This is a genomic window from Mesorhizobium sp. M1E.F.Ca.ET.045.02.1.1, from assembly GCF_003952485.1.
In the GTDB taxonomy this organism is placed as follows: Bacteria; Pseudomonadota; Alphaproteobacteria; order Rhizobiales; family Rhizobiaceae; genus Mesorhizobium.
Genome location: NZ_CP034447.1, coordinates 5359064 through 5384032 on the forward strand (window position 1 = coordinate 5359064; position 24969 = coordinate 5384032).

Annotated in this window: 19 protein-coding genes and 2 pseudogenes; 13 read left to right on the top strand and 8 right to left on the bottom strand. The window is 64.0% G+C overall.

Translation table 11 applies throughout. From position 1 onward, the window contains the following. Positions 1-35: 35 nt before the first annotated feature. From bamA to lpxB, 6 genes and pseudogenes are all read left to right on the top strand, one after another. Positions 36-2408, top strand: a complete 2373-nt coding sequence (gene bamA, locus EJ070_RS25800) for an outer membrane protein assembly factor BamA (protein WP_126093888.1) — start codon at positions 36-38, stop codon at positions 2406-2408. A gap of 78 nt (positions 2409-2486) precedes the next feature. Beyond that, the gene (lpxD, locus tag EJ070_RS25805; RefSeq protein WP_126093889.1) at positions 2487-3542 is read left to right on the top strand and encodes a UDP-3-O-(3-hydroxymyristoyl)glucosamine N-acyltransferase; all 1056 of its coding nucleotides are present in this window, start codon (positions 2487-2489) and stop codon (positions 3540-3542) included. After that, the gene (gene fabZ, locus EJ070_RS25810) at positions 3535-3993 is read left to right on the top strand and encodes a 3-hydroxyacyl-ACP dehydratase FabZ (protein ID WP_126093890.1); all 459 of its coding nucleotides are present in this window, start codon (positions 3535-3537) and stop codon (positions 3991-3993) included. Before lpxD ends, fabZ begins: the two co-directional genes overlap by 8 nt. Positions 3994-4008: 15 nt before the next feature. Further along, positions 4009-4844, top strand: a pseudogene (gene lpxA, locus EJ070_RS25815) (acyl-ACP--UDP-N-acetylglucosamine O-acyltransferase). Then, the gene (gene lpxI / locus EJ070_RS25820; RefSeq protein ID WP_126093891.1) at positions 4831-5733 is read left to right on the top strand and encodes a UDP-2,3-diacylglucosamine diphosphatase LpxI; all 903 of its coding nucleotides are present in this window, start codon (positions 4831-4833) and stop codon (positions 5731-5733) included. Before lpxA ends, lpxI begins: the two are co-directional and overlap by 14 nt. Further along, positions 5723-6904: a lipid-A-disaccharide synthase gene (gene lpxB / locus EJ070_RS25825; RefSeq protein ID WP_126093892.1), complete on the top strand. Its 1182-nt coding sequence runs from the start codon at positions 5723-5725 to the stop codon at positions 6902-6904. The genes lpxI and lpxB overlap by 11 nt, the downstream gene beginning before the upstream one ends. Before the next feature lie 91 nt (positions 6905-6995). On the opposite strand, the gene gltA is transcribed toward lpxB, so the two are convergent. Both gltA and gltX read right to left on the bottom strand, forming a co-directional pair. Next, on the bottom strand, positions 6996-8324 hold the full coding sequence (gene gltA / locus EJ070_RS25830) for a citrate synthase (RefSeq protein WP_126093893.1): 1329 nt from the start codon (positions 8322-8324) through the stop codon (positions 6996-6998). A 181-nt stretch (positions 8325-8505) separates the two neighbouring features. Beyond that, complete coding sequence (gene gltX / locus EJ070_RS25835; protein WP_126093894.1) at positions 8506-9930, bottom strand: glutamate--tRNA ligase; 1425 nt, start codon at positions 9928-9930, stop codon at positions 8506-8508. 159 nt (positions 9931-10089) lie between these two features. On the opposite strand from gltX, the gene EJ070_RS25840 reads away from it, so the two are divergent. Together EJ070_RS25840 and EJ070_RS25845 are read left to right on the top strand one after the other, a co-directional pair. Further along, positions 10090-10623: a hypothetical protein gene (locus tag EJ070_RS25840; RefSeq protein ID WP_126093895.1), complete on the top strand. Its 534-nt coding sequence runs from the start codon at positions 10090-10092 to the stop codon at positions 10621-10623. Between the two features lie 114 nt (positions 10624-10737). Beyond that, a pseudogene (locus tag EJ070_RS25845) lies at positions 10738-13201 on the top strand (ComEC/Rec2 family competence protein). On the opposite strand, the gene lexA reads toward EJ070_RS25845, so the two are convergent. Then, entirely contained in the window at positions 13185-13919 is a 735-nt protein-coding gene (lexA, locus tag EJ070_RS25850; protein WP_126093896.1) for a transcriptional repressor LexA, read from the bottom strand. The pseudogene EJ070_RS25845 and the gene lexA sit on opposite strands and share 17 nt — an antisense overlap. Before the next feature lie 465 nt (positions 13920-14384). On the opposite strand from lexA, the gene kynU reads away from it, so the two are divergent. Together kynU and EJ070_RS25860 are read left to right on the top strand one after the other, a co-directional pair. Then, positions 14385-15632 (top strand): kynureninase, encoded by a 1248-nt coding sequence (kynU, locus tag EJ070_RS25855; protein WP_126093897.1) that lies wholly within the window; start codon positions 14385-14387, stop codon positions 15630-15632. Between the two features lie 140 nt (positions 15633-15772). After that, on the top strand, positions 15773-16603 hold the full coding sequence (locus EJ070_RS25860; protein ID WP_126093898.1) for an alpha/beta hydrolase: 831 nt from the start codon (positions 15773-15775) through the stop codon (positions 16601-16603). A gap of 9 nt (positions 16604-16612) precedes the next feature. On the opposite strand, the gene glp is transcribed toward EJ070_RS25860, so the two are convergent. Genes glp through EJ070_RS25885 form a run of 5 tightly spaced genes read right to left on the bottom strand, consistent with a single transcriptional unit; the run spans position 16613 to position 22032 of the window. Beyond that, on the bottom strand, positions 16613-17818 hold the full coding sequence (gene glp, locus EJ070_RS25865; protein ID WP_126093899.1) for a gephyrin-like molybdotransferase Glp: 1206 nt from the start codon (positions 17816-17818) through the stop codon (positions 16613-16615). Next, complete coding sequence (moaC, locus tag EJ070_RS25870) at positions 17819-18313, bottom strand: cyclic pyranopterin monophosphate synthase MoaC (protein WP_126093900.1); 495 nt, start codon at positions 18311-18313, stop codon at positions 17819-17821. Positions 18314-18315: 2 nt separating this feature from the next. Beyond that, positions 18316-19128, bottom strand: coding sequence for an indole-3-glycerol phosphate synthase TrpC (gene trpC, locus EJ070_RS25875; protein WP_126093901.1), 813 nt, complete (start codon positions 19126-19128; stop codon positions 18316-18318). Positions 19129-19132: 4 nt separating this feature from the next. Beyond that, positions 19133-20143, bottom strand: coding sequence for an anthranilate phosphoribosyltransferase (gene trpD, locus EJ070_RS25880; protein WP_126093902.1), 1011 nt, complete (start codon positions 20141-20143; stop codon positions 19133-19135). Next, a complete protein-coding gene (locus tag EJ070_RS25885; protein ID WP_126093903.1) occupies positions 20140-22032 on the bottom strand; it encodes a peptidyl-prolyl cis-trans isomerase in 1893 nt (630 codons plus the stop codon). The genes trpD and EJ070_RS25885 overlap by 4 nt, the downstream gene beginning before the upstream one ends. Positions 22033-22176: 144 nt before the next feature. On the opposite strand from EJ070_RS25885, the gene tpiA reads away from it, so the two are divergent. The 3 genes from tpiA to EJ070_RS25900 all read left to right on the top strand — a co-directional run bounded on the left by tpiA (position 22177) and on the right by EJ070_RS25900 (position 24929). Beyond that, the gene (tpiA, locus tag EJ070_RS25890; protein WP_126093904.1) at positions 22177-22944 is read left to right on the top strand and encodes a triose-phosphate isomerase; all 768 of its coding nucleotides are present in this window, start codon (positions 22177-22179) and stop codon (positions 22942-22944) included. Positions 22945-23114: 170 nt separating this feature from the next. Next, positions 23115-23591 (top strand): preprotein translocase subunit SecG, encoded by a 477-nt coding sequence (gene secG / locus EJ070_RS25895; protein WP_126093905.1) that lies wholly within the window; start codon positions 23115-23117, stop codon positions 23589-23591. Between the two features lie 213 nt (positions 23592-23804). After that, positions 23805-24929 carry a L,D-transpeptidase gene (locus tag EJ070_RS25900; protein ID WP_126093906.1) on the top strand — a complete coding sequence of 375 codons (1125 nt, stop codon included), beginning with the start codon at positions 23805-23807 and terminating at the stop codon, positions 24927-24929. Positions 24930-24969: the final 40 nt, after the last annotated feature.

Sequence of the window (24969 nt, forward strand, 5' to 3'; positions counted from 1 at the left end):
CCGTGGGGACTACGAGAAAAAGGTACAAAAGCCCGATGAAGGCAGCATCCAAGTTTCTGAGCGCCGCGTCCGCGGCGGCTTTGTCCGCCGCCCTGGTTTTGCCAGGCGCGCTCGCAGTGCAGTTCGTTGCCACATCGGTAGCCGAAGCAGCAGTCGTCTCGAGGGTCGAGGTCAGCGGCAACCAGCGCGTCGATGCCGAAACCATCCGCAATTACATCTCGATCAAGCCCGGCAAGGCGTTTTCGAGCGCCGATATCGACAGCGCCGTGAAGGCCCTGTTCGGCACCGGGCTGTTCTCGGACGTCCAGATCAATCAGGTCGGCTCGACCCTGGTCGTTAAGGTTTCCGAGTACAAGGTCGTCAACCAGGTCCTGTTTCAGGGCAACAAGAAGCTCAAGGACAACGCCCTTCAGGCTGCCATCCAGTTGAAGCCGCGCGCGACATTCTCGCAGCAGGCGCTTGATGCCGACGTCGAGGCTGTCAAGGCAGCCTACAGGCGCATCGGCCGCGACGATGCCGCCGTGACCACCCAGATCATGGATCTCGGCGACAATCGCGTGAACGTAGTCTTCAACATCAACGAAGGCGCACGCACGCAGATCGCGGCCATCAATTTCGTCGGCAACAGCGCTTTCTCCAGCCGCCGCCTGTCGGACGTGATCAACACGAAGCGTTCGTCCTGGCTTTCGTTCGTGCTGCGCGACGACGTCTATGACGAGGACAAGCTGCGCGCCGACCAGGAGTTGCTGCGCCGCTTCTACTACAATCACGGCTATGCCGACTTCCAGGTCGTTTCGGCCGTAGGTGAGTTGGATGAAGCCACCAACAAATACACCGTCACGATCACGGTGCAGGAAGGCGATCGCTACAACTTTGGCGACATCAGCGTCGAGAGCACGATCCCAGAGGTCGACTCGAAGGCGCTGGAATCGGTGGTCGAGACCCACAAGGGCGATGTCTACAACGCCAAGGACGTTGAGGATTCGATCGTCGCGCTCACCGAGAAGGTCGCGGGTTCGGGCTACGCATTCGCTCAGGTGACGCCGCGTGGCGATCGCAATTTCGAGAACCATACGATCTCGGTCGTCTACACCATCGACCAGGGCACCAAGGCCTATGTCGAGCGCATCGAAATCCGCGGCAACGACCGCACGCGCGACTATGTCATCCGTCGCGAATTCGATGTCAGCGAAGGCGACGCATTCAACCAGGTTCTCATTCAGCGCGCGAAGAAGCGGCTGGAAGCCCTGGATTACTTTGACAAAGTCGAGATATCGACCGTTCCTGGCTCGGCTCCCGACCAGGTCGTCCTGGTGGTCGACGTCGTCGAGAAGTCGACCGGCGAGTTCTCGATCGGCGCCGGCTATTCGACCGGTGGCGACACGCCGGGACCGTCCGTCGAAGGCTCGATCACCGAGCGCAACTTCCTCGGTCGCGGCCAGTACATCAAGCTGTCGGCCGGCGGCGGCAGGCATTCGCGCGACTACGCCATCTCCTTCACCGAGCCGTATTTCCTCGGCCGGCGCATCGCTGCGGGCTTCGATATCTACAAGTCGACCCGTGAGTACAATCACTACGATACTGACGTCACCGGCGGGACCATTCGCTTTGGCCTGCCGATCACCGACAGCATCTCAACGCAGCTAGCGTATAATATCTCGCAGGAGAAGTATTCCATTGCCGATGGCTGTGTGGATGCCAATGGCAACTACGATCCGAGCAGGTGCACCATTTCGCCGGCGATCCTAGCGGGCGTTGCCGAAAGCCCGTGGGTCAAGTCTTCGGTCAGTCTCGGGTTGGTCTACAACACCATCGACGACATGAAGAATCCGCATGAAGGCCTCTATATCACTGGTACAACAGAGGTTGCCGGTCTCGGCGGCGATGCCAAGTGGGTGAAGCTGACCGGGCGCGCAAGCGTCTACCAGACTTTGTCCGAACAGCTTGACCTCGTCGGCCTGGTGTCGGGTGGCGCGGGCTATATTGCGGGCTACGGCAATGGCGAGCTGCGCATCTTCGACCACTTCCAGAGCAATGACCGCATGATCCGCGGTTTTGCCTATGGCGGCATTGGCCCGATTGCCAGCGACAACAGCGGCGACCATCTCGGCGGCACGACCTATTTCAATGCCTCGGCCGAGGCCCAGTTCCCGCTGCCGGTCATTCCGGAGAGCTTCGGTCTGCGTGGCGCGGTCTTCGCCGATGCTGCGACGCTCTATGGCAACAAGCTTGATCCAAGCCTGGTAAAGGCGGGATCGGCTGACATGCATTTGCGCGCTTCGGTCGGTGTTGGCCTGATGTGGGCTTCGCCGTTCGGTCCGATCCGCATCGACTATGCGATCCCGGTCGAGAAACAGCCGGGCGACGACACGCAGGAATTCAACTTCGGCATTGCAACTCGTTTCTAATCCGCGGGTTACGATGTTTCCGGGCCGCCAGGTGGCCCGGAAGAGACTGATCCGACCTAGCTGGATAATGTTTGTGGAATGACCGATCCGGTGTTCTTCGCGCCTTCACGCCGGTATACGGCTGGCGAGGTCGCGAATCTGACCGGCGCCAGCCTCGTCGATTCCTCACGGGCCGATGTTGCCATCGAAGCGTTGGCGCCCGCCAATGAGGGCGGCGAAGGGGCGCTGGTGTTCGTTGACGGCAAGCGCAACTTCGCTCTGATGCAATCGCTCAGGGCCGCAGCCGTTTTGTGCCCCGCCGACTTTGCCAACAGAGCGCCGCAGGGGATCGCGGTGCTGGTGCATCCGCGGCCGCAACAGGCCTTCGCCATGGTCGGGCGGCTGCTGTTTCCACAGGCCGCCACTCCAGGGCCGATGACAGGCGAAACCGGCATTTCGCCGCAGGCGCATATCGATCCGTCCGCGCATGTCGAGGCCGGTGCGATCGTCGAGGCCGGCGCGGTGATCGGCCCCGGCGTCTCCATTGGCGGCGGCACGGTCATTGCGCCTCACGCCGTCATTGGCCGTTCCTGCAGGATCGGCCGCGACGGCTATGTCGGCCCGGGCGCCAGCATCCAGTATGCGCTGATCGGCAACCGCGTCATCATCCATGGCGGCGCCAGGATCGGCCAGGATGGCTTCGGCTTCGTGGGCGGCGCCAAGGGACCCGAGCGCGTGCCGCAAATCGGCCGCGTCATCATCCAGGACGATGTCGAGATCGGCTCGAACACCACCGTCGATCGCGGCGCGATGTCGGACACCATCATCGGACAAGGCACCAAGATCGACAATCTGGTGCAGATCGCCCACAATGTTCGCATCGGCCGCAATTGCATTATAGCCGGGCTTTCGGGTATTTCCGGTTCCGTCGTCGTCGGCGACGGCGTCACCATGGGCGGCGGCGTCGGTCTTGCCGATCATTTGACCATAGGGCCTGGGGCCAAGCTTGCAGCGAGAAGCGGATTCATGAGCAACGTGCCGGCGGGCGAGATTTGGGCAGGCTATCCGGCACAGCCGATGGCCGAAGCTTTGCGCGAGATCGCCATGCTGCGCAGGTTTGCCAAGAGCCGCAAGCAGGGCGACGGAAATGGCTGACATGGTGGCAACGACACTCGAGGCGGTCGACATAATGGGGCTCATGAAGCTCCTGCCACACCGCTATCCGTTCCTGATGATCGACCGCATCGTCGATATCGACGGCAACGACTCGGGCGTCGGCATCAAGAACGTGACAATCAACGAGCCGCATTTCCAGGGTCATTTCCCCGAACAGCCGGTGATGCCGGGCGTCTTGATCATCGAGGCCATGGCTCAGACGGCCGGCGCGATCTGCATCCGCAGCCTCAATACGGAAAAGCCGTCGCTGGTTTACTTCCTCACCATCGACAACGCGAAATTCCGCAAACCGGTCGGTCCAGGCGACCAGTTGAAGATCCACGTCAAGAAAATCAAGATGCGCGGCAACCTGCTCAAATTCGCCTGCGAGGCCATGGTGGACGGCGCGAAGGCGGCAGAGGCCGAGATCTCGGCCATGGTTGCCGGCTGACGGTTTGAAATGCTTATGAAAATCCAGACATCAATCCATCCCTCAGCGGTCGTCGAAGACGGCGCCCAACTCGGCGAAGGCGTCAGCATCGGGCCGTTCTGCCATGTCAGCGCCGACGCGGTGATTGGTGACCGTGCCGAACTGGTCAGCCATGTCGCGGTGATGGGCGCGACCACCATCGGCGCCTCGACCAAGGTCTATCCGATGGCGACGCTGGGAGCGCCGCCACAGAACACCAAGCACAAGGGTGGACGCACCACGCTGGTCATCGGCGAGAATTGCACCATCCGTGAAGGCGTCACCATGCATGTCGGCACGGATATCAGCCGTGGCGAGACGACCGTCGGAGACAACGGCAATTTCCTCGCTTACGCGCACATCGCCCATGACTGCGTCGTCGGCAAGAACGCCACCTTCGCCAATGGCGCGACCCTCGGGGGCACTGCGAGATCGGCGACAACGTCTATATCGGCGGTCTCAGCGCCGTTCATCAATTCGTGCGTGTCGGCGACAACGCCTTTCTCGGTGGGTGCTCGGCCTTTGTCGGCGACGTCATCCCCTATGCCATCGCCGTCGGCAATCGCGCCAGCCTGCGCGGCCTCAACATCATCGGCTTGAAGCGTTCGGGACTGCCGCGTGCCGAGATCTACCTGCTGCGCAAGGCTTACAGGACGATTTTCGACCGCTCCCGCACCGTCGGCGAGAACGTGGAAATCGCCAAGGTGGAATTCGCCTCGTCGCCAACGGCCATGAAGATCATCGATTTCATCACCAGCCGCGGCAAGCGGCACTTTGCCGTCCCGTCACTCAAGGGTGGCGGCGACGACGACAATGGCGATGACGAAGGCTGACGTCGCCAGCCCGCACCTCGAACTTGCGCCGGGCTCCAGGGTCGGCATCATCGCCGGTGGCGGCAGCCTGCCGGTGGAAGTGGCGGAAAGCTTGGTCAGGCAGGGAAATTCGCCTTTTATCGTCCTCGTCGATGGCGAGGTGGATCGCGAAGCGGACTTCGCCGCTTATGAGCAGGCGACACTGGCGCTGGAAGACATCGGCTTGCTGCTTCCCTTGCTGAAACGCCGGGGCATCAGCCATCTGGTCCTTGCCGGCGAGATCAGGCGCAGGCCGCAGCTTGCCCGGATACGCCCGACTTTCGGTCTGCTGGCGATAATCCCTTCCGTGATCGTGGCGCTGGCGCGTGGCGACGACGGGCTTTTGAAGGTCCTCACGCGCGGGCTGGAGAAGCGCGGAATCACGGTCGTCGGCGCGCATCAGATCGTTCCCGACCTTGCCGCCGCCGAGGGCACGCTCACGGCCGCGGGACCAAGGCAATCGGATTGGCGCGATATCGAAGCGGGACGCGCGGCCGCCAAGGCCATTGGCGCGCTGGATATCGGCCAAGCGGCTGTCGCCATCGGCGGCCGGGCCATCGCGTTGGAAGGCATCGAAGGCACAAAGGGCCTGCTCGAAAGGACGCGCGAATTGCGCGGGCACGGCAGGCTCGCCGGAAAGACGCGCGGCGTCCTCGTCAAATGCGCCAAGCCTGGTCAGGAATTGCGCGCCGACTTGCCTTCGATAGGCCCGCAGACGGTCGAGGCCGCGCATGCCGCCGGCTTGGCCGGCATCGCCGTCGAAGCGGGTCGCTCGCTCATTCTCGAGGGTCCGACGACATTGTCGCGAGCCAACGCACTGGGCCTCTTCATCATTGGGTTCCCCGTGGCGGAGTCGGCTGATGGCAGGTGAGAGGCCGCTCAAAATCGCCATCGTCGCCGGCGAGGAATCAGGCGACCTGCTCGGTGCCGACATCGTGCGCGCGCTCGAGAAGATCACCGGCCGAGATATCCAGCTTGTCGGCATTGGCGGCCGGCATCTGCAGGAATTGGGGCTGACGCCGCTCTTCGACGGCAGCGAGATCGCGCTGATGGGCTTCAGCGCCGTCCTACGCGACCTGCCGCGGCTGATGCGCCAGATCAGCCAGACGGCCGCAACCATCGCGAGCGAGCGGCCGGATTGCCTTATCACCATCGACAGCCCCGACTTTTCGCTGCGCGTCGCCAAAAAGGTTCGCGCTGCCGCGCCCGCCATCCCGATCGTCCACTATGTCTGCCCAAGCGTGTGGGCATGGCGGCCGGGCAGGGCTGTGGCAATGAAGCCATATGTCGACCACATCCTCTGCATCCTGCCGTTCGAGGTGAAAGCACTGGCCCGCCTTGGCGGACCGCCCGGCACTTATGTTGGCCACCGGCTGACACAGGACCCCGGCGTGCTTGGCGCCGCCAAGGCGCAGGGCCTGCCGCGCGACCTGTCGGCGGATCGCGTGAAGACGCTGCTCGTGCTGCCGGGCTCTCGCCGCAGCGAGGTGCGCCGTCTGATCGACCCGTTCGGCAAGACGGTGTCGGTGCTCCACCAACGCGGCCATCGACTGCGCCTGTTGCTGCCGACGGTGCCGCATGTCGCCGATCTGGTCAGGACGTCGGTCGCGAGCTGGGACGAGAAGCCCGAGATCATCACCGATCCAGAGCGCAAATGGCAGGCTTTCGGCAAGGCCGATGCGGCTTTGATCGCCTCTGGGACAGTCTCGCTCGAACTCGCGCTCAGCGGCGTTCCGATGGTCTCCAGCTACAAGCTCGATCCGATCGCCAGACAATTGCTGCAGCATCTGGTGACGACGTGGTCGGCGCTGCTGCCCAACCTGATCGCCGACCGCGCGCTGGTGCCGGAATTTTACGACCAATATGTCAGGCCGGAGAACCTGGCGCGCCAGTTGGAAGCGCTGTTTGCCGATACCGGCATGCGCGCCTGGCAGAAGGCGGGCTTCGCGGAGATCTCCAGGCGCATGGCAACCGAGAAGCCCTCCGGCGAAATCGCCGCCGAGGTGGTGATGGGGTGTATCAGGAGAGCGAATAGGGAGTAGCGAATAGCGAATAGCGAATAGTGCGGGTGTCGCACGGCACTCACCGGCTTCTTTCCCTATTCGCTACTCGCTATTTCGCTATTCGCTTAAATCACCGCTTGGCGATCGGCACGTAATCGCGTTCCGTAGCGCCGGTATAGAGCTGCCGCGGGCGCCCGATCTTCTGGTGTGGATCCTCGATCATTTCCTTCCACTGCGCGATCCAGCCGACGGTGCGCGCGACAGCGAACAGCACGGTGAACATGGTGGTGGGGAAGCCCAGCGCCTTCAGCGTGATGCCCGAATAGAAATCGACATTCGGATAAAGCTTCTTCTCGATGAAATAAGCGTCGGTCAGCGCGATCTTCTCAAGCTCCATCGCGATGTCGAGCAGCGGATCGTCCTTGATGCCGAGCTCGCCCAGCACCTCATGCGCTGTCTTCTGCATGATCTTGGCGCGCGGGTCGTAGTTCTTGTAGACGCGATGGCCGAAGCCCATCAGCCGGAACGGGTCGTTCTTGTCCTTGGCGCGGGCAATGAATTCCGGGATGTGGTCGACATGGCCGATCTCGCCCAGCATGTTGAGCGCCGCTTCGTTGGCGCCGCCATGCGCCGGGCCCCACAGGCAGGCGATGCCGGCGGCGATGCAGGCGAACGGGTTGGCGCCGGAGGAGCCGGCGAGGCGAACCGTCGAGGTCGAGGCGTTCTGCTCGTGGTCGGCGTGCAGGATGAAGATGCGCTCCATGGCGCGCGCCAGCACCGGATTGATCTTGTACTCCTCGCACGGCACCGCGAAGCACATATGCAGGAAATTGGCGGCGAAGTTCAGCTCGTTCTTCGGGTAAATGAAGGGCTGGCCGATGTGGTATTTATAGGCCATCGCCGCGATGGTCGGCATCTTGGCGATCAGCCGCATCGAGGCGACCATGCGCTGGTAGGGGTCCGAGATGTCAGTCGAGTCGTGATAGAAGGCCGACAGCGCGCCGACCACGCCGCACATGACGGCCATCGGGTGCGCGTCGCGACGGAAGCCGGTGAAGAAACGCGACATCTGCTCATGCACCATGGTGTGGCGCGTCACGCGGTAGTCGAAGTCGTCCTTCTGCGCCTTGGTCGGCAATTCGCCATAGAGCAGCAGGTAGCAGACCTCGAGGAAGTCGCCGTGTTCGGCGAGCTGGTCGATCGGATAGCCGCGATGCAGCAGGATGCCGGCATCGCCGTCGATGAAGGTGATCGCCGACTCGCAGCTCGCCGTCGACGTGAAGCCGGGGTCGTAGGTGAAGGCCCCGGTCGTGCTGTAGAGCGCGCCGATGTCGATGACGTCAGGCCCGGTCGAGCCGCTTCGCACCTTGAATTCGTGGGTCTTGCCGGCGAGTTCGAGCCTGGCGGTCGACTCATGCGCCTTGCCGCCCGGTTCCAGTTTTGTCGCAGCTTCGCTCATTGCAAACTCCTTTATGTTTCCTCATGCCGGCAAGGCAATTCCTGCAAACGACACGTCGAAATCACCGGAATGCGCGAACTTACCACCGCATTTTAGGGGGTGCGTGCCAGATTGGGCCAAGGCCTAATGTTGCACTGCGAAACACACCTTTCAATGCCAATCTTTTTGGGCCAGTTCGCTCCTAATCGATTTGATCTCCGATCCGCGCTAGACTTTCGTCGCGTCCCAACACGGCAAGCACGTCGAACACACCGGGCGAGGTGCTGCGGCCGGTAAGCGCGGCTCTCAGCGGTTGGGCCACGGCGCCGAGCTTGTGGCCGCCGGCCTGCGCAAAGTCGCGGATGGCAGCCTCGGCGGCTGCGGCACTCCACTCGCCGGAGATGGCTGCGAGCGCCGCATGGGCGCCGCGCAGAATGGCGCGCGCATCGCCTCCGAGCAAGCCCGCGGCCTTCTCGTCCAAGGGCAATGGCCGTTCGGCAAACAGGAAGGCGGCTCCGTCGACGAGCTCGACCAGCGTCTTCGCGCGCTCCTTGAGGCCAGGCATGGCGGCAAGCAATTGGGCCTTGCGCTTGTCGTCGAGCTTTGCCGCGAGCGCCGGTCCGCCTTCAAGATGGGGCAAGGTGGCGACGAAAATGCCGAACAGGGACTTATCGTCCATCTTGCGCATATGGACGCCGTTCAGCGCCTCGAGCTTGGCGAAATCGAAGCGGGCGGCTCCCTTGTTGACGTCGCCGATGTCGAACCAGGCGATCATGTCCTTGATCGACATCACCTCGTCATCGCCATGGCTCCAGCCGAGCCTGGCCAGATAGTTGAGCAGGGCCTCGGGCAGATAGCCCATGGCGCGATAGGCCTCGACGCCGAGCGCGCCGTGTCGCTTTGACAGTTTCGCCCCGTCGGCACCGTGGATCAGCGGGATGTGCGACATCGACGGCACGTCCCAGCCCATGGCGTTATAGATCACGGTCTGGCGCGCCGCGTTTGTGAGGTGGTCGTCGCCGCGGATGATGTGGGTGACGCCCATGTCGTGATCGTCGACGACGACGGCATGCATATAGGTCGGGTTGCCGTCGGAGCGCAGGATGATGAAGTCGTCGAGATCCTTGTTCGGAAAGCGCACCTCGCCCTGCACACGGTCGTGCACGACGGTTTCACCCTCGGTCGGCGCCTTGATGCGGATGGCGCCCTTGACGCCGGGAGGCGCCTCGGACGGGTCGCGGTCGCGCCACTGGCCGTTGTAGCGCGGCGGCAGACCCTTGGCGCGCGCTGCCTCGCGCATGGTCTCCAACTCGGCAGGCGTCTCATAGCTGTAATAGGCCTTGCCCAGGCGCACGAGCTCCTCAGCCACCTCGCGGTGGCGCGGCGCGCGTTCGAACTGCGATACGGCTTCGCCGTCCCATGACAGGCCGAGCCAGGTCAGTCCGTCGAGGATGGCGGCTGTCGCCGCCTCGGTCGAGCGCTCGCGGTCGGTGTCCTCGATGCGCAGCAGCATCGTGCCGCCCGTGTGCTTGGCGTAGAGCCAGTTGAACAGCGCCGTGCGCGCCCCGCCGATGTGCAGGTAGCCGGTGGGCGAGGGGGCAAAGCGGGTGACGACCTTGTCGGACATGGAACTCTCGAAGAAGCACTGGAGCAGGCGTGATTGCGCGGACTTTCGCGCGACCGGCGTTCATGTAGCATAGGAGGTCTTGGGCGCAAGGGGCAGACCCGATGGCTGGACGTGGCCGCGGCGTGGAGGAGAAAATATTGCGAACCAAAGGGGGAACCAATGACCAACATGCCTGGCGACTCCAAGGTGGTTCCGCCGTCACTCGCCAATCGTAAGCACTGGATCCTATTTGGACTGATCTTCGGGGGCGCCGCATTGGTTGCGGCTGCTCTATACGGGGAGATCAATGGCGATAGTTTAGGGTATGGAGTTGGCTTGACCTCTATTCCGGTCTTGCTGAGCTTCCTTATCATGCGAAAGGGAAAGAACCTGCTAGCGGGTTACATCACGTTCATCGTCTTGATAGGTATTGTGGGAAGACAAGAAGTCTTAAACAGGGTTGAGCAAACGCGAAACGGAATTGTGAAAGGCTGTCTGGACCGGAACACTGATGTAGACAGCCTGCCAGAGGATCAACAAAAAATATTCTGCGATTGTTACTCAGGTAAGCTCGCTGGCAAAGTCCTGCAGCACACTACCCTGACCGCTTTAACATTCAGCACGTTGCCCTCAGACGCGAAAGACGATCCTCAATTTGTAAGTATCGCCACAAAGGCCTGGAGTGAATGTGGTGCTGCTCTCCGCAGTCAATAAGCTGTCGTCAGGACACGGATCACGGCAAGCACTGGAGCAGGCGTGATTGCGCGGACTTTCGCGCTTGGCGCGTTCATGTAGCATAGGAGGTCTGGGGCGCAAGGGGCAGACCCGATGGCTGAACGTGGCCGCGGCGCGAAGGAGGGCGAGGGGACGACGGCTGGCGTCAGCGAGCGCCTGCTGTTTTCCGACGCCGTGCCTGCCGAAGCGACGCCGGTTTCGGTCCCGGTGCCGCGCCCGGCTGCCGAGATTTTGCCGCCGGACGGAGATGCTTTGCTGCAGGCTCCTCAGCCGGCAACCATCGACCGGATCCGCAGGCAGTTCCGCCGCGCCTTGTTTTTCGCCTTTGGGCGGAGCGTCGCCGAAGCCGCCACCACCGAGCTCGACCGCGGCATCGGCTTCCTGCTGGTGCCGGTGTTCCTGGCCGCCGGCGTGATCCTCTATTTTTCCTTGAACGTCGAGCCGGATCTCTACAGGCCGCTGGCGGCTGTAGCGCTGATGGCTGTCTGCGCGATCATTTCCCGCGCATGGCCCAAAACGCACCTCGCCTTCATGGCGGCGCTGTTTTGCGCCTTGGGTTTCGTCGCCGCGAAGGCCGAGACATGGCGGGCCGTAACGCCGATGCTCGGCTCCGAAATCCAGACGCGGCTGACCGGCCGCGTCGTCATCGCCGAAGAAATGGCCAATGGCCGAGTGCGCCTGACCATCGATCTTGTCTCGACCGCGCATCCAAAACTTCGCTACGCGCCGGATCGCGTCAGGCTCTCGGCGCGCGCGATACCCTCAGACATGAAGGTTGGATCGCTGGTGACGGGCTATGCCCGGTTGCTGCCGCCGACCGGGCCGGTCCGGCCGGACAGTTATGATTTTTCTTTCGACAGCTATTTTTCCGGCATTGGCGCCAGCGGCTTTTTCCTCGGCGATCCGAAAGTCGTCTCGGCCACCGGGCCACCGTTCGGAACCGGCATGGCTTCGGCCATCGAGAACGCGCGCGAAAACATTGCCGATCACATCAGAAGCACCGTCGGCGGTCCCGAAGGCGAGATCGCCGCGGCGCTGATCGTCGGCATTCGGGCCGGTATTCCCGAAGACATCAACGAGTCGATGCGGCGGACAGGCATCTATCACATCATCTCGATCTCCGGCCTGCACATGGCGCTTGTCGCGGGCACGATCATGCTTCTGTTGCGCGGCGCCTTCGCGCTGTTTCCGGATTTTTCCTCGCGCCGCCCGGTGAAGAAATACGCCGCGGCAATCGCCTTGGTGTCGATCGCCGCCTATCTCGTCATCTCCGGCCTCGTGGTCGCCGCCGAGCGGAGTTTCATCATGCTCGCGGTCATGTTGATCGCCGTGCTGTTCGACCGCGCGGCCCTGACGATGCGCAATCTGGCGATTTCGGCCATCGCCGTCATCCTGGTGTCGCCGCATGAAGTGGTCGGCCCGAGCTTCCAGATGTCGTTCGCAGCCACCGCTGCCCTGGTCGGCGCCTATGCCGGCTGGGCCGATTACCGCGCCGACAAGGTGAGGACACCCCCTGCAAAACGGTCGTTTCCGCGGTTCCTATTGCGAAGGCTGGCGGTTGGGTTGGGTGGCGCTGCCGTGACGTCGCTGATCGCCGGAAGCGCAACGATATTGTTTGCGATCTGGCATTTTCAGCGGGTGTCGCCGCTCAGCCTGCTGGCCAATCTGGCGGTTATGCCCATCGTCTCGTTGATCGTCATGCCGTTCGCCGTCCTGAGCGCGTTGACCATGCCATTCGGCCTCGACGGTCCGTTTCTCTATGTGATGGGCAAGGGCGGCGATGATCGCGATCTCGGCGTGGATTTCGGAACGCTCGCCAGTCGATGCCGTGGGGCTGATCTCGATCCAGTCGGTGCTGCTGGTGACGGTCGCGCTTGTCATCGCGACCATGGCCACCACCTGGCTCAGGCTGGTGGCCGTTCCCTTCGCGCTGGCCGGCGTGCTGACCATCCCGCATGTCCGCACGCCGGATGTGCTGATCTCGGAGGACGCGCATCTGGTGGCGATGCCGATCGGCGGCGGCGAGCTCGCTGTCAATCGTGACCGTTCCAACGAGTTCACCACCGACAACTGGAAACGCGCGCTGAAGGCTGAAACGATCGTGCCGCCGGAGACATTCGCCAAGGGCGCGCTGGACATCGCCGATCCCGTCGACCTGCCGCCAGGGTCGCCTTTTTACTGCACGGGAGACCTCTGCATCGGCCGGCACCCGTCCGGCGCGATTGTCGCGCTGGCGGAAAATCGCAACAGCGCCAGGCCGGCCTGCGGCTTCGCCGACCTCATCGTCATAGACGACGCCACGGCCTACAATCCTTGCCGCGATCCGCGCATCCTTGTCGTCACCAAGCGCCAACTCGCGCGTGACGGCAGCGCCGCCGTCTTCTTCGATCCGCAATCGGCAACGGCGCGCGCCGCCATCCAGTATGCCGTCGAAAAGCCTTACCGGCCCTGGCACGAGCAACGACGGTATTCGCGCGAGGCAAGGGGGCTGGCGCCTTACCAGCGGCCTGAAAAGACCGATGCGAAGCCGCTACAGCCACTCAATAGCGGCGAATGAGCCCTACGAGCTTGCCCTGAACCTTGACGCGATCCGGACCGAAGATGCGAGTCTCATAGGCCGGATTGGCGGCTTCGAGGGCAATCGAAGCGCCCTTGCGGCGGAAGCGCTTCAGCGTCGCCTCCTCGTCGTCGACCAGCGCCACCACGATCTCGCCCGGGCTCGCGGTGTTGGCATTGCGGATGATGACCGTGTCGCCATCGAAGATGCCGGCCTCGATCATCGAGTCGCCCTTGACCTCCAGCGCATAATGCTCACCGCCCGCGATCATGTCCGGCGGGACCGTGATCGTATGCGTCTGATGCTGGATGGCGTCGATCGGCACGCCGGCCGCGATCCGGCCCATCACCGGGATCGACACAGCCGACGCGGCATCGTCGTCATTGCTGGGCGTACGCGAGGACGCCGCGGGCTTGATCTGCCGGCCGAGACCGCCTTGCCCCAGGCTCCCCTGAATGACGCTCGGCGAAAACTTCCTCGCCGCATTGAGGCCAGGCGCGATCGAATCGGGCAGGCGCAGCACTTCCAGGGCGCGCGCCCGGTTGGGCAGCCGGCGAATGAAGCCACGCTCCTCCAGCGCCGTGATCAGACGATGAATGCCCGACTTCGAGGCCAGGTCGAGGGCTTCCTTCATCTCGTCGAAAGACGGTGGAATGCCGCTTTCCTTGAGCCGTTCGTGGATGAACATCAGGAGTTCATGTTGTTTGCGCGTCAGCATGGCGGCCCCCATGGGTTTTGAAACCAGAATCAGAAAAACAAACCCAGAACAAACACTATCTGTTCCAGTTGTGTTCCGCAACCGTTTAAAGTTTAATGAATGCGTTAGCGCGGCGATAACCAGAGCGCGGCCCGCAAAGACGCCGAAATGCGGCTTTTGGGCACCGGGACCGGCGATCTGGCATTGAATTCCTTACAGTTTTTTCCGATGCCCACGTGCTTGCGCGTTGCTCCTCCGTGCGTTGAATAACCGGCGCGAATGATGGCATGCGGAAGGACGTCGACGCCGGGAAAGCTCGCGGGCCGTGAACGAAACGGAGCCAAACCGTCAACGACCTCACACCGCGCACGGCGGAAATCGCATGCCGCGTTGGCGCTGCCACGAGCGATTCCAGTCATGTGAGGCACGGTTGATGTCGGGCCGTCGACGCACTATTCGTGAATGACCGATGGGGGCTACAGGATCATGATCGCACTTCCCGATCTCGCCGAAATCGAGGCGATGGATGCGGCCGATCCGCTACGCTCGATGCGCCGCCGCTTCGCATTGCCGACAGGGGTGATATATCTCGACGGCAATTCGCTGGGTGCTGCTTCGTCCGATGTCTTCGACGAGATCGAGAAGGCGGCGACGGGCGAATGGGCGCACGATCTCATCCGCGCCTGGAACACTGCCGGCTGGTTCGACATGCCTGTCGAATTGGGTGACCGGCTTGGGCGCCTGATCGGCGCCGGGCCCGGCCAGACCGTCGTCTGCGACACGACTTCGATCAACATCTACAAGGTCCTGCATGCGGCGCTCGCGATGCGGCCCGACCGGTCGGTGATCGTTGCCGAGGGCGACAGCTTTCCGACCGACCTCTATATGGCGGAAGGGGTGGCCTCCACGCGGCCCGGCACGGTGTTGCGGCTCGAGGGCGTCGATGCCTCGACGATCGAGGACCTGATCGATGAGCGTGTCGCGGTCATCCTGGTCAATCACGTCAACTACAAGTCCGGCCGGTTGCGCGACATGGCTGCCCTGACACGCAGGGCCCATCGGGCCGGCGCGCTGATCGTCTGGGATCTCTGCCACACGGCAGGCGCCCTGCCGGTGGATCTCGATGGTTCGAACGCCGATTTCGCAATTGGCTGCACTTACAAGTACCTCAATGGCGGGCCCGGCTCGCCGGCCTTCATCTATGGCGCCAAACGCCATCACGACGACATTCGCCAGCCGCTCAGCGGCTGGTGGGGGCACGCCCGGCCTTTCGCGTTCGAACAGGGTTATGCCGCCGGTACCGGCATCCGGCGGTTCCTGTGCGGCACACAGCCCGTGCTGTCGATGCGGGCGCTGAAGGGAGCGCTCGACCTTTGGGACAAGGTCGACATGAATGCCGTGCGCGGCAAGAGCATCGCCTTGACGGATCTGTTCATCCGCCTCGTCGAAGCCAGGTGCGGCGCCCTCGGCCTCGAACTGGAAAGCCCGCGCGACGGCGCCGAGCGCGGCAGCCAGGTGTCGTTCGCTCATCCCCATGGCTACCAGGTTATGCGCGCATTGATCGAGCGCGGCGTGATCGGCGATTTCCGCGCGCCGGCGACCATCCGCTTCGGCTTCACGCCGCTCTATGTCGGCTACCGCGACGTCTGGGATGCCGTCCAGGTGCTGGAAGACATCCTGCGCACCGGTGCCTGGCGGGACGCGCGCTTCGCCGTCAAGACCGCTGTGACCTGATACGAGGCAACTCGCGCCGGTTTTGCCGGATCGCACCAGCCGGAACTTGTTTCGGGCATAAAATGTCTCCGGTCGGAAGCATTGACGCGGCATCCGGCGCCGGCCATTGCTGGCGAAAGCCACGCGTTTGGGAGGGGCCGGTGCTCGATCATCGCATCACGGATTGGGACGATGCCTATGCCAACGGGGCGAACATCGCTGGCGGCGACCGCTGGCCGGCGGCCTGGCAGGCGCCGGCGCGCGCGTTTCGCGAAAGGCTTCTGGCCGAGGGCCGTGCACGGCTCGACATCGTGTATGGCGAAGCGCCGCGCAACCGGTTCGATCTCTTTCTTCCGCGCGCAACGCCGAAAGGGCTCGTGGTGTTCATTCATGGCGGCTACTGGATGGAGTCGGACAAGAGTTGCTGGTCGCACCTGGCCAACGGCGCGATCAGCAGATCCTTTGCGGTTGCCATGCCCTCCTACACGCTTTGCCCCGAAGCGCGGATCAGCGGCATCGTGGAAGAAGTCGCGGCCGCGATCGGCACGGCGGCGGCAATGGTCGATGGCCCGCTGATGCTGACGGGACATTCGGCCGGCGGACATCTCGCCAGCCGGATGATGACCACGGCCACTCCGCTGGGGTCCGAAGTGGCGCGACGCGTACGCCACATCGTTTCGATTTCGGGCGTGCACGACCTGCGGCCGATCATGTTCACAGAGATGAACGCGACGCTGGCGATCGACGAGCAGGAAGCGTCGGCCGAGAGCCCGGCGCTGTTGCGGCCCATGAACGGAACCCGTATCACCTGCTGGGCCGGCGGCGGCGAGCGCTCCGAGTTCCTGCGCCAGAGCGCCTTGCTTGCCAACATCTGGACCGGGCTCGGCGCCGCCACAAACTCGGTGGTCGAGCCGGATCGCCATCATTTCAACGTCGTCGACGGGCTCGCCGATCCGGATCATCCGCTGACCCGCACGCTGACTGCGGAATAAGAGGTCGGCTCAGCGCAGCATCAGCACGCTGCATTCGGCGCCGGCTTCGGCTGCCGGGGCAAAGGGTTCGCGCACGATCAGGCCATTGGCGTCGGCAAGCATCCTCAGCATCGAGGAATCCTGGATGCCGAACGGCGTCGCGACCAGCGTTGCGGCATCCTCGCGCACCGTTGCGCGCACATAGTCCTGCCGGAGATCGTTGGCGTTCATGGCGGCACCCAGCCGCGCCGTTCGAATATCCGGGCGATAGAGGCGGCCGCCGAGCCGCGCAAGAAGCGGCTTCAGGAAAAGCTGCGAGCAAACCAGGCTTGCCACCGGATTGCCGGGCAGGCCGATGCAGCGGATATTGCCCAGCCGGCCAAACATCAACGGTTTGCCGGGACGCATGGCGATCTTCCAGAAATCGAGCTTCATGCCTTCGCCGGTCAGCACGTCGTGGATCAGGTCATGGTCGCCGACCGAGGCGCCGCCAAGGGTGACGAGGACGTCGGCGCCTGCCGCCACGGCTTTCTTGACCAGCGCCGCGATCGCGTCATGGCGGTCGGCGGCGATGCCGAGGTCGAGGGCGCGCGCGCCAACCGACTGCGCCGTAGCTATGACGCCATAGGCGTTGGACGAGATGATCTGGTCGGGGCCAAGCTCGCTGCCGGGCGGCAGCAATTCGTCGCCCGTGGCGATGATGGCCACCAGCGGCTGCCGCACCACATCGAGGTTCGGATGATTGGCGGATGCGGCAAGCGAAAGCGCTGCCGGGTCGAGCAGGCGACCGCTTTCGAGGAGCATGTCGCCTTGGCCGAAGTCCAGCCCGCGGCGACGGACATTGCGTCCCTGCGCGGTCGGCTCCATCACTTCGATGTCGCCGCCGCCGGGAGCGCGGACATTCTCCTGGATGACGACGGTGTCGGCGCCTTCCGGCAGGGGAGCGCCGGTGAAGATGCGCACGGCCTCGCCATCGCCGACGGAGCCGGTGAAGCCGCGCCCGGCCGGCGCCACGCCGATCACCGAGAGCCGCGCCGGCGCTGATGCCACGTCCGCGGAGCGGACGGCATAGCCGTCCATGGCCGATGCTTCGAAGGGCGGCTGGGTGCGCAGCGCGACCACCGACTCGGCCAGCACGCGGCCGGCCGCATCAGCCAGCGGCACGCTTTCGCCAGGCAACGCCGCAGCGCCGTCCAGCAGGCGCTCGAGAGCCTCGGCGACCGGAACCAATGCCATTTATGAACCTGCCCCGGATTTGGCCGACTTGTAGTCGCCCGACTTGCCACCGGTCTTCTCGACCAGCCTGATGCCGGAAATCACCATGGCGCGGTCCGCCGCCTTGGCCATGTCGTAGATGGTGAGACAGGCGACCGACGCGGCGGTCAGCGCCTCCATCTCCACACCCGTCTTGCCGGTGACGCGCGCAAGCGCGGTAACCTTGAGGCCGGGAAGCGCGCGGTCGGGCTCGATGTCGACGGCAACCTTGGTGAGAAGCAGCGGGTGGCAGAGCGGAACGAGCTCATGCGTGCGCTTTGCCGCCATGATGCCGGCGATGCGCGCGGTTCCCAGCACGTCGCCCTTCTTGGCGTCGCCGGTCAGGATCATTTCCAGCGTCTCCGGCCGCATCGAGACAAAACCCTCGGCGATCGCCGTGCGCGTCGTCTCGGCTTTGTCGCCGACATCGACCATGTTGGCCTCGCCGCCGGCGCTGATATGGGTGAGGGCGGGCATCGTCAGACGGCCTCGGCCGGCGCCTTGCCCGTCAGTAGCAGTGCGGTCGCGGCGGCCACATCGGCCTGCCGCATCAGGCTTTCGCCGACGAGGAAGGTGCCGATCCTGCTCTTCTCCAGCCGGCGGCAGTCCTGATGGGTGAAGATGCCGCTTTCGCTGACCAGCAGCCGGTCGGCCGGCACCATCGCCGCCAGTCGCTCGGAAACGTCGAGGCTGGTCTCGAAGGTCCTCAAATCGCGGTTGTTGATGCCGATCAGCCGCGACGAGAGGCGAAGCGCGCGCTCCATCTCCTTCTCGTCATGCACCTCGACCAGCGCGTCCATGCCGAGCTCGAACGCCGTGGCTTCGAGCTCACGAGCCAAAGCGTCGTCGACGCTTGCCATGATGATCAGGATCGCGTCGGCGCCCCAGGCCCGCGCCTCATGCACCTGGTATGGATCGAAGAGGAAATCCTTGCGCAGGGCAGGCAGGCTGACGGCGGCGCGCGCGGCGGTCAGGAAAGCGGGCGCGCCCTGGAACGACGGGGCGTCGGTCAGCACCGAAAGACAGGCGGCGCCCCCTTGCTGATAAGCCTTGGCGAGCGCCGGCGGGTCGAAGTCGGCGCGAATCAAGCCCTTGGAAGGGCTCGCCTTCTTGATCTCGGCGATCAGCGCGAAGCCGCCGGCCTTCCGCTTGGCCTCGAGCGCTGCAACGAAGCCGCGCGGCGGTTCTGCATCCTTCGCCTTCGCCTTGATATCGGCAAGCGGCGCGCTGAGCTTCGCCGCGGCGATCTCTTCGCGCTTATAGGCTTCGATCTTGCGCAGGATATCGGACAAGGTTCTAACCGTTCGAAATCTCGATGAGCTTGTCGAGCACCGCAAGCGCCCGGCCGCTGTCGATTGCCTGCGCAGCGGCCGCGATGCCATCGGCGAGCGTCGTCGCCTTGCCGGCCACCACCAGCCCCGCGCCGGCATTCATCAGTACGGTGTCGCGATAGGCGCCGGCAGCGCCGCCCAGCATATCGCGCAGCGCCTTGGCATTATAGGCCGCGTCGCCGCCGCGCAACTCTTCCTTGGTGTGCCGCTTCAGCCCCACTGCCTCGGGGGTGAGGGTGAAGGTGCGGATTTCGCCGCCGGCAAGCTCGGCCACCTGCGTTTCGCCGGTGGTGGTGATCTCGTCGTAACCGTCACCGTGCACGACCCAGGCGTGATCGGCGCCAAGCGCCTTCAGCGTCTCGGCGACGGGCAAGATCCACTCCGGCAGGAAAACGCCGACCATCTGACGGCTGACACCGGCCGGGTTGGACAGCGGTCCCAGCAGGTTGAAGATGGTGCGCGTGCCGAGTTCGACCCTGGTCGGGCCGACATGCTTCATCGCCGGATGATGCGCCGGCGCGAACATGAAGCCGACGCCGGCCTCATGGATGCAACGGCCGATCGTCTCCGGCGAGATGTCGATCTTGACGCCGAGCGCCGTGAGCACATCGGCGGAACCGGTCAGCGAGGACAGGCCGCGATTGCCATGCTTGGCGACCGGAACGCCGGCCGCCGCGATGACGAATGCCGAAGCGGTCGAGATGTTGACGCTGTGCGAATTGTCGCCGCCTGTGCCGACGATGTCGATCGCGCCATCCGGCGCTTCGACGCGCAGCATCTTGGCACGCATCGTGGCGACCGCGCCGGAGATTTCGCTCACCGTCTCGCCGCGCACGCGCAGCGCCATCAGGAAGCCGCCGATCTGGCCGGGGGTGGCGTCGCCCGACATGATGATATCGAAAGCCTCGCGCGCTTCCTCGAAGGAGAGCGGGGCGCCGGTGGCAACCTTGGCTATGTGTGTCTTCAAAGCGCTCATCGGGTCTGTGCTTGGGAAACGGCGGCCGGATCGATGCGAACGTCATACTGCGACTGCAGCTGTGCCACCAGCTGGTCGAGCAGGTCGTCGGACATGCCGGCACTGAAGGATTTCTGCGCATCGTCCGGAACCGAGCTGCCATCGGCGCCAGCCGGCTCGAAGACTTCGGCAACCTTGAACAGGATCTGGCCATCGCCGGTAGGCGAGGGGATCAGACCCGTGCCGCCTTCGCCGACGCCGAACATGGCCGCGGCGCCTTCCTTGCCGAAATCGGCGTCGTCGGCCTCGCGCTTCAGGCCGCGCTTGGTCTGCTTCTCGAGCTTGAGCTCGCCTGCGATGACATCGAGCGTCGTGCCGGCCTTCAGGCGCTTTTCCAGATCCTGCGCCTTCGCGTCGAGCCGCTTGTCGGTCTCGGCACCCGTCCAGTCGGCCGCGACCTTCTGGCGGACTTCATCCAGCGTGCGGTCGCGTGCCGGGGTGATCGACTGGACTTCGTAGAACACGAAGCCGTTGTCGGCGGTGGTCAGGCCTTCATTTTCCGTATTCGGCTCGGCCTCGAAGACCGCCTTGATGAGATCCGCAGATTGCGGCAGGTCGTTGACGATCGTGCCATCCGGCCGCTGGCCGGTCCGGTCGATGGCGTCGATGGTGACGATCTTCAGCTTCAGCTTGTCGGCGGCCTGGGCAAGCGAGGCGCCCGAGGCGCGGGTGTCCTCGTAGCTGTCATGCACGTCGAGCAGGATGCGGCTCGCCTCGCCGAGCGCCAGGTCCTTGCGGATCTGGTCGGACGCCTCCGAAAGCGGTTTCACCACCTGCGGCTTGATTTCGGTGACGCGCAGCAGCACCGGGCCGAAGGTGCCCTGAACCACCGGACTGACCTCGTTGGCATTGAGCGAGAAGGCCGCGTCGGCCACCGCCTTGTCGGCGATCTTGTCCTTGGCCAGCGTGCCGAGCAGTGTGTCGGCCTGGGTCTTGCCCTCGGCGGTGACGATCTTGTCGAAGGTGGCGCCGGCTTTCAGCGAGTCATATGCGGCTTTGGCCGCGTCCGGGGTCTTGAACACCAACTGTTCGATGGTGCGCATTTCAGGCGTGGTATAGCGCGCCTTGTTCTTGTTGTAGTCGTCGGCGACTTGGCTGTCGGTCACCGCCGTCGGGTCCATGATGTCCTGCGGCTCAAGCCGGATATAGGAGAACTTGCGGTATTCCGGCGCTGCGTAGTTCTTCTTGTTGGTCTCGAAATAGGTTTTCAGCGCGCTGTCGGACGGCGCATCGATCGGCTGCACCAGCGTCTTCGGCAGGACGAGATAGTCGATCGTGCGGTCCTCGCCGCGATAGAGCGCGACCGCCTTGAGGAAGGTCTGCGGCGCCTTGAGGCCGTCAGAAACCGCCTCGACGATCTGCTGGCGCTTGGCCACCTGGGAGCGATTCCTGAGATAGTCTTCAGGTCGCATGCCGAGATCGCGAAGCCTGGCCTCAAACACCCGCAGATCGAACTGGCCGCTTGGGCCCCTGAAAGCCGGTTCCTGGTGCGTCAACTCGGCCAAGCTGTCCTTGGAGAAGCCTAGCCCGAGCTTGCGGGCCTGCTCGTCAAGCACGGCGCCTGAAACGAGCTGCGCCAGCACCTGGTTGTCGATGCCGAGGAGCTTGGCCTGCTCATGCGTGATGCGCTGGCCATATTGCTGCGACAAGAGGTTGATCTGGCGATCGTAGGCGAGGCGGTACTCGTTGATCGAGACCGTGGTGCCGCCGGCGGTGATCACCGAATGATGGCCAGCCAAGCTTCCCGACAGGCGCCCGGAAATGCCCCAGACGGCAAAGCTGACCACCAGCAGGGACAACAACGCCTTCGCGACCCAGGTGCCCGCCGCGCTTCTCAATAAACCAAGCATGCTTACTTCCGATTTTTGCGCATTTTCGCGCGCGCCCGAGTCTGAAACAAGCGCAATAGCGCCCTTCCGGCCCACTGTCGATTGCTTTGTGGCCTGATTTTGGTAGTGAGGGCGCAGCCTTATGTCGCCTGGAGAACCGACCCCATGACCCCTGGAATCCGTCCGCTCGTCGCCGGCAACTGGAAAATGAACGGCACCAGCGCCTCGCTCAACGAGTTGAGGATGATCGGCAATGGCTTCATGAGCGGGCTGGATGCGGAGACCGAGGCCTTGGTCTGCGTGCCGGCGACCCTGCTTCACCAGGCCGCCGAGATCCTTTCGCGCACGCCGGTCCGCGCCGGCGGCGAGGACTGCCATCCCAAGGAGAGCGGCGCCTACACCGGCCAGATATCGGCCGAGATGCTGAAGGATGCCGGCGCGAGTCACGTGATCGTCGGCCATTCCGAACGGCGCGAACAATGCGGCGACGACGATGCGATCGTCCATGCCAAGGCGTCGGCCGCCTGGCGGGCAGGGTTGGTGGCCGTCGTATGCATCGGCGAGACGCGCGCCGAACGCGAGGCAGGCGCGACGCTCGATATCTTGTCGCGCCAGCTCGACGGTTCGGTACCGCCGAGCGCCACCTCCGCCAATACGATCATCGCCTATGAGCCCGTTTGGGCGATCGGCACCGGCCTGACGCCGACCGCCGCCGACGTTGCCGAGGCGCATGCGCATATCCGCGGCAAGCTGACCGCCCTGCTCGGTGACGCCGCGGCCAGGATGCGCATTCTCTACGGCGGTTCGGTCAAGCCTTCCAATGCGGTGGAACTGCTTGGCGTCGAGAATGTCGATGGCGCGCTGGTCGGGGGCGCGAGCCTCAAGGCGGCGGACTTCCTCGCCATTGCGGAAGCCTATATGCACATGTCGTAGCCGCGGGCGCTTATCGGAACGGCGGGGAGGCGGCCCAAATCGTTGCAACGGCCGGATTGCTCCCCATATTCCCGGCCACGGGCTTGGAAATGCCGCCAAAGCATTGTAAGGAGCCGCCTCCAAATCACCGGTCGTATGCGCGGCCGCGCAAGGCCTCGCCAGGATAAATTATGGAAACCGTACTGATCGTCATCCACCTCATGGTCGTGCTCGCCCTTGTCGGAGTGGTGCTGCTGCAGCGCTCCGAAGGCGGCGGTCTCGGCATTGGCGGCGGTTCCGGTTTCATGACGGCGCGGGGCGCCGCCAATGCGCTTACCCGCGCGACGGCAATCCTGGCCGCGGCCTTTTTCGTGACCTCGCTCGCCCTGTCCATCCTCGCCCGCTACGGCGAGAAGCCGACCGACATCCTCAATCGCGCTCCGGCGTCGGGCGTGCTTAATCAACTGCCGGGCGCGAACGGTCCGGTGGGCGGCACTGCGCCCGCGGCTCCGTCGGGCGGCACGACGACCACGACTCCGCTTTCGAACGGCGCCGCGACGACAGCTCCGGCCACTGCGCCCGTCACGCCGGCGCCCGCGAATCCGGCCACGCCGCCGGCCGCGAATGGCGTCACCTTGCCGGTCACCCCGCAGGTTCCGAACCAGTAGCCGGCCAAGCATTGCCGCCGCGATTCTGTTGTTGTTTGAACACAGTCGCGGCAAATGCCGCTTGATCACGAAGATTCAACCGGGCGTAACCTGTCGCTCAGCTTGAGCGGCCCACCGCTAATCGACTATAGATTGCGCGCGGCACTTTCGGCGTCCTTGGGGGGCGCCGGGCGACGCCGTGGGCAACAAGCATTGAACGATCGGATCTTCGCCATGCAGCTTCGCAGCTTCATTCTTTTGGGATTCTGTGCCGTATTCGGCATGGGTTCAGCAGCCTTTGCCTCGCCGGCAAACCTGGCCGCTTCGCCGTCGGTCGAGAAAACCGACGCCATCAACGTCGCAGCCAAGAGCGACGCATCGCAGCTGAAGCTTCTCAAAAAGAAGAAAAATCCAACCTCGGACGACCTCGCCCAGATCGGCAAGCTCGAGTCCAAGATCGCCGCTGACAAGGAAGCGGCCAAGGAAAAGGCACTCGAAGCCCGCAAGATGGCGATGCGCGAGGCGGCCAAGGCCAAAGCCGACGCGGCGCGTCAGGAATGGCTGGCCAAGAAGGGTTCGGCAGCATCAACGGAAGTGGCCGATGCAAAGCCGGTGAAGAAGACCACCAAGATCATCGCACCGCTGGAATCTCTGACCCCGATTGCGCCGATCCAGACCGACGAACCAATCTCGGATGAAGCCATGAACATCGCGGCCACCGGCAACAACGGCGAGCTGCGCAGCGAGCAGCCGGGACAGAAGCAGGCCAGCAGCGGCGGGCTGTTCGCCGGCCTGTTCGGCGGCCAGTCGGTGTCCTCGATCAGCTATCTTCCCGAGACCCGCGCGCTCGATTCGGCGCTCGCCAGGAAAGACGCCAAGCGGCCGTTCAAGGTGAAGCCGGAGTTCGTGCCGCAGGACGTCACGTTCACCGGCTATGAGCCGGGCACGATCGTCATCGACACCAGCGCGCGCCGCCTCTACCTCGTCGAATCGTTTTCCACCGCACGCCGCTATGCCATCGCGGTCGGCCGCGAAGGCCTGCAGTTCAAGGGCACGGTGGCCGTCGGCGACAAGCAGGAATGGCCGCGCTGGATCCCGACGCTCGACATGCAGAAGCGTGAGCCGAAACACTACGGTCAGTATAAGGACGGCATGCCCGGCGGCGGCGAGAACCCCCTCGGCGCGCGCGCCATCTATCTCTATGACGGCAGGAAGGACACGCATCTGCGCATTCACGGCACCATTGCGCCGCAGTCGATCGGAACCAGCGCCTCCAACGGCTGCTTCCGCATGATCAACGAGCACGTCATGGATCTCTACAGCCGCGTCAAGATCGGCACCAAGGTTGTTATCATATAACAACCAGGCGTTGTCATCTGACGCTTTGAATCATACTGCC